The following is a 7,288-nucleotide window of genomic DNA, read 5'->3' on the forward strand; positions in this document are numbered from 1 at the left end:
AAAATATTATGCCAAAAAAATCTTTAAAGCTGTCTTTAAATCATAAATAATTGATAGTAAGTATTTTAAAATTTATAATTATTTTTTCTACTATGATTTAAATATTTTATTAAGGTAATAAATTACTATAAAAGATAATTAATTACCTTTGTAAAATGAAAAATATTTATATCACTTGGCATTATACCAACCACGGAGTTGCGTATTTAAAACATATTTTAAGTAAATTTTATTTAAATAATGAAATTCCTAGTAAAATCCAATTTGGAAATTTAGATCAAGAGGAATTAAATGAGACTTTTAACCACACAACTGCTGATGGTTTTGTTTTTGATGAAATTATTTATTTAACGGCACCTCAAAAAACTTATGATAGTCTCTCTAGTAGACGTTTTACTCACAAAAAAAATATTTTAGATGATGACACAATTAAAAATTTAGGGCTTTCAGAGGTGTATGAATCTATTTTAGAAAATGAGGATATTTGCTATAACATTGAAAAGGAAATAAATTTTGTTTCTTTAAATTATCCAGAAAAAGCAACTGATTTTCATAATAATTTATGGCGAAATATCAATCATTATTCAATAGAAGATCAAATTAAATGGTTAACAGAATACTCTAATTTTAAAACTATTTACTCTAATAAATTAAAGGTTATTGAACTATCCATTGATGATTTAAGAAATGAAGAACAAATTTCGGATGAATTAAGTAAGTGGGTGAGAAAAAATCTTAATAAAAATCAAAACGCAAATCCGATAATAAATGTATCCTTAGGAAGTAGTGAAACTCAAGTAGTTTGGCATATTTTATCTGAATCTTATCAATTACCAGAAAATGCAAGATTTATAAAAACCTATGATGATAAAAGTGATTCGTTAGATAAACGATTTAAACGCTTTTCAATAAAAGAAATTCCAACCAACTTAATTTCTGATATAGGTTCAAATTTTAAAATTTTTAAAGAAACTAAATCAAAATCAAGAGAATTGGTTAACCGAAAAATGAAGGCTTTTATCAATTCAGGATTTTCAATTTTGTTGTTGGGAGAGAGAGGAATTGGCAAATCACAAATTGCGGATGAATCTGTTGAAAAGCATAAAAAAGAATATTTTAAACAAGCTAATTGTGCTTCTTTTGATGAAGATAGTAAAGCAGAATCCGAATTATTTGGTTATGCAAAAGGTGCTTTTACTGGAGCTAATGCTGATAAAAAAGGATTGTTGGAAGAAGCGAACGGTGGTGTATTGTTTCTTGATGAAATTCATCATTTATCAAAGATGGTGCAAGCTAAATTGATGAAGGCCTTACAGACTGATAAAGAAAACAGAATGTCTATTCGTAGATTGGGAAGTGCTAATGAAATTAAAATTTCATGTCGACTTATTTTTGCCACCAACAGAACAATAGCAGAGCTAAAAAAGGATTTATTACCCGATTTTTATGATAGAATTGTTCAGCACGTTATTACTATTCCAGCCCTTAGAGAGACCGAAGAAGATAGAGTTGATGATTGGAAAAAGATTTGGAATAATCTTAAATTTAAAGGTAATCCTCCAGTACCAACAGATAATAATTTGATTAAGTGGTTGAAGAGATTACAGCTTTATGGTAACTATCGAGACTTACAAAAAATTGCCATATATTATAATGCTTTTCAGTCTTTTGATGAAGAAACAATAAAAATGTTAGACGAAACTACTGCTTTTGAATATGCTAAGAATGAATTTGAAAAATATCATTCTCCAGAAGTTGAGACTAGTAATACAAAATACTTTGATGAAAATTTGACTACAAAAAAAATGATAGCAAATTTTAAATATGAACTACGAAACTGGATGCTTGATAAATTTAAAGGTAGTAGAAAAGAAGCTATTTTACATTTTCAAAATTTGGGTGATACCATAACAGAGAAAACATTAGATAATTGGAAAAATAGAAAATAATTTCTGAAATAAATTTTGAGAGTATCCAAAAAGCTTGATTTACTTCTTTTATTATGGTGTCCATCTGACAACTTATTTATACTTGCAAATTGCAATAGGCAACTAACTTAGGCAAAGATCTTGTTTGGCGACTGTCAGTAAACCTTCCAACACAAAAAGTACCACCATGCATTCACAGAGCACCAATTGAAAAGGATGGTGAATATTGGTTGTTGTTGATTTGTTAGAGTAGATGATTTGTTTTTTGGAAAGAGACTTTTTTTTAAGAAAATAATTTGTAGAAGTTTTTTAATACTCTTTTTTACTTGGAATTACGCCACGAATTCCACCTCTTGGATTCTCAACATCGCCTTTATACCTTGGAATTATGTGAATATGACAATGCGATATAGTTTGACCAGCACTCTCATTTATATTAATTCCAATATTAAAACCATCAGGATTGAATTTTCCCTGTAGTATAGTTTTTACTTTATTTGCAACAATCCAACAAGCAGTTTGTTCTTTTAAAGTCAAATCAAAATAATTTGAAACTAATCGTTTTGGAACAATTAAAGAATGACCTTTTGAAACAGGAAATTTATCATAAAAAGAAAAAACTGTTGCAGTTTCAACGATTAATTCTCTTGTTTCTTCGCCAACTAAAAACGGACTTAAATCAGCTTTTCCTTTGTTTAAAGTTGTGTAATGTTCGTATTCATATATTTCACAGTTTTCATTCTTGTAAATTGACAAATAAGCTAATTTAATTAAACATTGATAAGTTTCTTTTTTATGAACTTTATGAATTCTAAATCCTTCATATTGGATATCTCTGCGGACTGCAAAATAGGCTTTTCCGTTCGGTTTTAAAAGATTTGAAACATTCATTAAAACTTCTGCTTGTTCTTCTGGAAGCAAAACATTTAAAACATAAAAACACAGAATTGTGTCATATTTTTCAGTTGGAAATTCGGGAAAATAAAAAGGATCATGTCCAACAACATCAAATCCTTTGTTTTTCAATAATTCCACATCTTTTCCAATACCACAGCCAAAATCCAAAACTTTACCTTTTATCTTCTTTTGGTTAAGTAATATTCGAGCTGGATAGGAAAGTGAAGTTCTTTCTATTGCTGTTAAATGGCTATTTTGGTTCTGATTACTCATTCATAAATAAAAAGCCGTTATTACTAGCAATGGTAATCAATGGCTGAATTGTATTTGAAAATTTATCTTTTTCAAAAGCATCAATATTTGGAAAAATAGTTAGAAACTCATCCATATATTTACTTTTAGAATTATGATGCTTATTGATTTCAAAAGCTAATTTTTGTAATTCACAAAACTTATCAAAATGTTTGTGAAATAATGGAAGTTTATCACTTTTAGAAGAATTGAATTTCTTTTCAATTGGTAATAAATTCCAAATCAAATCATGTGAAACAAAAGCATGAGGTACGAAATGGTCTAACGCATAATTCTTTTCATCAAAATACAATTTTGTATCTGTAAAAATACAATTTATTGAACCTAATTCTTTGAAAACTAATTTCCAATATTCATTGGTTTGTTTGGTTAAACCATTTCTAATTGCTGGCTTAATTAACTTATTTGGAATATCTGGCACGTTTGGATTTCGAGTTTGAAGAAATAATGCTAGATTCCAGTAACAATAATCTTTTAGTACTTTGGCATTAGATTTTATGTAAGAAATCCAAATTGGATTAATAGAAATAAATTCTTTATGCAACGCATACAAACTATCATTTACAAACGATTGTGAATCAGAATATATTCTACTTTTTTGTTGATTATCAGTTTCATTATTGATTTTTGGAAACCATGGTGACAAAAACCAATGTGGAACGTTTTTATCAAAATGAAGCAATTGATTAATCGTTTCTTTATTAGTTGAATTTTCTAAACAAGTTTCAAGTTTACTTTTCTTTTCATCTATCGTTAATTTTTCTTCTTTTAAAATTCGTTCTACTGCAATTTGCAGATTATCTTGTGTGCCAAATGAAATATGAAAATAATTTATGGTGTACCAAGAATTACTAATCATTCTTGAAAATATTTTTCTTTTTGGAATTTCAATATTTTCTTCTTCAACTAATTCAATTAAAGCTATCAACCAGTAAAACTTATAAGTAGCCGAAGTGCTTCCGAATACAGATGCAAGTTTATTTATTGGTAGATTATTTGATGCTGGTAAGTTCATTAATTTTTTAATATTATTTAATCACTCTATGAAAGTTTGCTTCCACAATTTCTACAAAACTTATCTGAAACATTTACAGTAACTCTACAAGCTTTACAAATAATAATTTGTGTTCCTGAATTTTTGATTATTGGTTTATTAACATTGTAAAAATGCTTTGGAATTTCGTCAACAAATGAAGACTCGTTTCCTAATTCAGTTATAAGAAATAGTTCATCTTTTGCTCTTGTAATTGCTACATAAAATAGTCTTCTTTCTTCTTCAAGCAAAATATCATACTTTATATCTTTAACCACCCTAAATATTGCATCATCAAGCCAAATATCAGGAAAACCTCCATTACCTTCGGTTAAACCAATGATAAAAACTGCTTTTGCTTCTAATCCTTTTGAAGCATGAATAGTTTTTGATGAAACAAAAAGTCTATTTTCTTTTAAAGCTTCCAAATATGGACTAAACATTTTAGATCTTCTATACAAAACAAGAATATCGTCTTTACCTAACCCACTATGGTAAAGTTGTCTTACTTTGTCAACTAAAAATTCTACTCCGTCATCTTCTGTACTTTTGGCTCTATAGATTTGAATTTTACTAGGCATTTCGTTGAATGCTCTAACATCTTTGCTTATCTGATTTTTATTGTTTTTTATTACTTCATTACTCGCTCCCACAATTGTTTGTGTGCTTCTGTAATTCACGTCTAATTTATGAATCTCACAATCTTTATAATGTGTTTCAAAATTTACAATGTAATCTACATTTGAGCCTCTAAATCCATAGATACTTTGCCAATCATCACCAACACAAAACAGTTGATTATCTGGTTTCAATAATAAGTCTAACAATTTAACCTGTAAACCATTTACATCTTGAAATTCATCAACCATTAAATACTTGTACTTGCTTCTGTAAAGTTCTCTGATGTCTTCATTATTTTTAAGAAGTTTTACCGTTAAAATTATTAAATCATCAAAATCTACATAGGATTTATTGGTACAGTATTTTTTGTATTCTTCAATAATTGGAATAGCAAGTTCATAGAAAACTCTTATTCTTTCGTGCTCACTTTTTATTGATTTTTCTAACAAACTTGATGGTTTAATATCTTCACCTTTCATCATAGATTGCAAACGCATTACAGTCTTTAAAAACTCATCAATTTTATTATGATATCGATTAAATTCTTCTTCATAGTTTATAGAAACATCTTCTGTTATTGTTTCCGTAATTTTTCCTTTTACAATTCTCTCCATCGCTAAATTGAAAAGGATAGAATTATTCATTATGGATTCATAAGTTACAACGCAATTTTTGCCGCCTTCAATAAATTGTTTTTCTTTATCAGCCATTTTATAGCTCATATCTGTAACATGTTCGAGATAAAGATTAGCCTGAGGAATAAAAAAATCTGGTTTAAAATTAAAATCTTTGAAGTTGGTTACTTTTTCATATACATATTTTATATTGTGTCTGTATAACCAATCTGCTATATCTCGCTCTGACTTTGATTTTACGGTTTCACCTTTTAAAGTGGTGTATGTTTTTTGTCCTTCGTTAGTATAAATTTTTATTTCTTTATCAATAGATACTTTTTCAACATAATAATCTAATATGTACCGCTTTAGCTTTAAAATGTAACCACGATCTTTACAAGCAAGAATCAAAATTTTACTTATAATATCTTTTGGTTTCTCATTCGCAAGAATATCCTTCGCTTTTAAATCTACTTCTTCTGCCGAATTATCTGTAATAAGTTTGAATTTATTATCAAAAACAGGATTTCCATTATCACGAAGAATTTTATAGCATAAAGAATGAAATGTTCTAATTGTTAAATTTGAAATCCACGGTTGCTCTAACACTCTTTTTCTTCTTTCTGATTCCTTTTGTAAAACAGTTGTAGATTTATTTTGAATATATGATTCGTAGGTATTTGTAACATCACTAGAAATAATTAACCTATCGATCATTTCATTGGCAGCATTTTTAGTAAATGTAATTGCTAATATTGAAGAAGATTTAACACCTTTTTCTGCAACCAAATACAGAAGTTTAGAAATAACTGTTTTAGTTTTCCCCGAACCTGCACCTGCAAGAACTAATACTCTTTTTGCGTTACTCACAACAGCTTCTAGTTGTTTGTTGTTTAGTCCTTCTAAAATAGTTTTGTTTTTTTCTGACATTCTCTTTTTATTTTCTTCCAAAATCGGCAGGATTTTCTCCCCAAGCTTTGGTTTCCCATTTTAGTAATTCGTTTTCAAAGGTGTTATTTTCTAACCATTTTTCTGCTCTAGCAATCATTTCAAATAATTTTTTATTCTTTTCACTTGGTGGATGATTGGTTCTCGCCTTTTTTTCTTTTATCCATCCTAAAGCTATTTTACTATCAGAATAAATAGGCTGTTTCCAATGCCATTGTTTACAAAGTGCTAAAGCATGGACAATCGCAAGGAATTCAACTATGTTGATAGTACCATCCTCTAATGGTCCAACATGAAATAATACTTCATAGGTTTTAAAATGAATTCCTTGATACTCAACTAAACCTGTGGTGTTATCCCAAGCTCCATCAACAGCAATGGAATCTTCTATTGGCTCACCAATTAGTTCTAGTTCTTCTTTCGAAAAAGAACTAATTATTTTTTTATTTTTTCCTACATATTCTGAACTTGAATCATTATAAGCTTTTTCAGCGGCTTCTTTAGTTTCGAATGATTTAAAAACTGCACCATCAAAACCATTGGTTTGTTCCTTACATTCGTCCCAAGTACTAAAAACTCCTGTTTTTCGTCCTTTCCAAACCACATAAAATTTTGGTTTTTTTGCCATTATATTTCTAATTTACTAATGTTCTGTATATTGATGCATCATCAAGATATACGGGATTAATTAATTTCATTTTAATACAATCTTTGTCAAACCTACCAAAAATATACAACTTCACCAAGAATTATGTAGGTAGTTTTACGTGATTTTTCAAAGCTAAAAAAGAAGTTTTATAGTATTTTACGGTTTTCCGCATTTTGGTAAAAAAAGTATTTTTAATTGAGGCAATTAAAAACTAATATTCTAAACAAATAAATAGATAATCAATAGTAGTTTGTTAGTAAGAATAATACTAATCAATAAAAAAAAA

General features: G+C 28.2%; 5 protein-coding genes. 1 reads left to right on the plus strand and 4 read right to left on the minus strand.

Features of this window, described 5'->3' with window-relative positions; genetic code table 11:
• Positions 1-155 precede the first annotated feature (155 nt).
• The gene (locus ACYU7A_RS10535) at positions 156-1,949 is read left to right on the plus strand and encodes a sigma 54-interacting transcriptional regulator (protein WP_460576392.1); all 1,794 of its coding nucleotides are present in this window, start codon (positions 156-158) and stop codon (positions 1,947-1,949) included.
• 288 nt (positions 1,950-2,237) lie between these two features.
• On the opposite strand, the gene ACYU7A_RS10540 is transcribed toward ACYU7A_RS10535, so the two are convergent.
• Genes ACYU7A_RS10540 through ACYU7A_RS10555 form a run of 4 tightly spaced genes read right to left on the minus strand, consistent with a single transcriptional unit; the run spans position 2,238 to position 6,981 of the window.
• Positions 2,238-3,098, minus strand: coding sequence for an HIT family protein (locus ACYU7A_RS10540; RefSeq protein WP_460576394.1), 861 nt, complete (start codon positions 3,096-3,098; stop codon positions 2,238-2,240).
• Positions 3,091-4,152, minus strand: coding sequence for an HNH endonuclease domain-containing protein (locus tag ACYU7A_RS10545; RefSeq protein ID WP_460576396.1), 1,062 nt, complete (start codon positions 4,150-4,152; stop codon positions 3,091-3,093). Before ACYU7A_RS10545 ends, ACYU7A_RS10540 begins: the two co-directional genes overlap by 8 nt.
• A gap of 26 nt (positions 4,153-4,178) precedes the next feature.
• Positions 4,179-6,335 carry an ATP-dependent helicase gene (locus tag ACYU7A_RS10550; RefSeq protein WP_460576398.1) on the minus strand — a complete coding sequence of 719 codons (2,157 nt, stop codon included), beginning with the start codon at positions 6,333-6,335 and terminating at the stop codon, positions 4,179-4,181.
• Between the two features lie 7 nt (positions 6,336-6,342).
• Positions 6,343-6,981 (minus strand): ribonuclease H1 domain-containing protein, encoded by a 639-nt coding sequence (locus ACYU7A_RS10555; protein WP_460576400.1) that lies wholly within the window; start codon positions 6,979-6,981, stop codon positions 6,343-6,345.
• Between the last annotated feature and the right edge of the window lie 307 nt (positions 6,982-7,288).

The sequence above is a fragment of the Flavobacterium koreense genome (assembly GCF_054776075.1).

Coding starts and splice junctions, on each gene's coding strand:
- ACYU7A_RS10545 (WP_460576396.1), bottom strand. CDS start 4,152: ATGAACTTACCAGCATCAAATAATCTACCAATAAATAAACTTGCATCT.
- ACYU7A_RS10555 (WP_460576400.1), bottom strand. CDS start 6,981: ATGGCAAAAAAACCAAAATTTTATGTGGTTTGGAAAGGACGAAAAACA.
- ACYU7A_RS10550 (WP_460576398.1), bottom strand. CDS start 6,335: ATGTCAGAAAAAAACAAAACTATTTTAGAAGGACTAAACAACAAACAA.
- ACYU7A_RS10540 (WP_460576394.1), bottom strand. CDS start 3,098: ATGAGTAATCAGAACCAAAATAGCCATTTAACAGCAATAGAAAGAACT.
- ACYU7A_RS10535 (WP_460576392.1), top strand. CDS start 156: ATGAAAAATATTTATATCACTTGGCATTATACCAACCACGGAGTTGCG.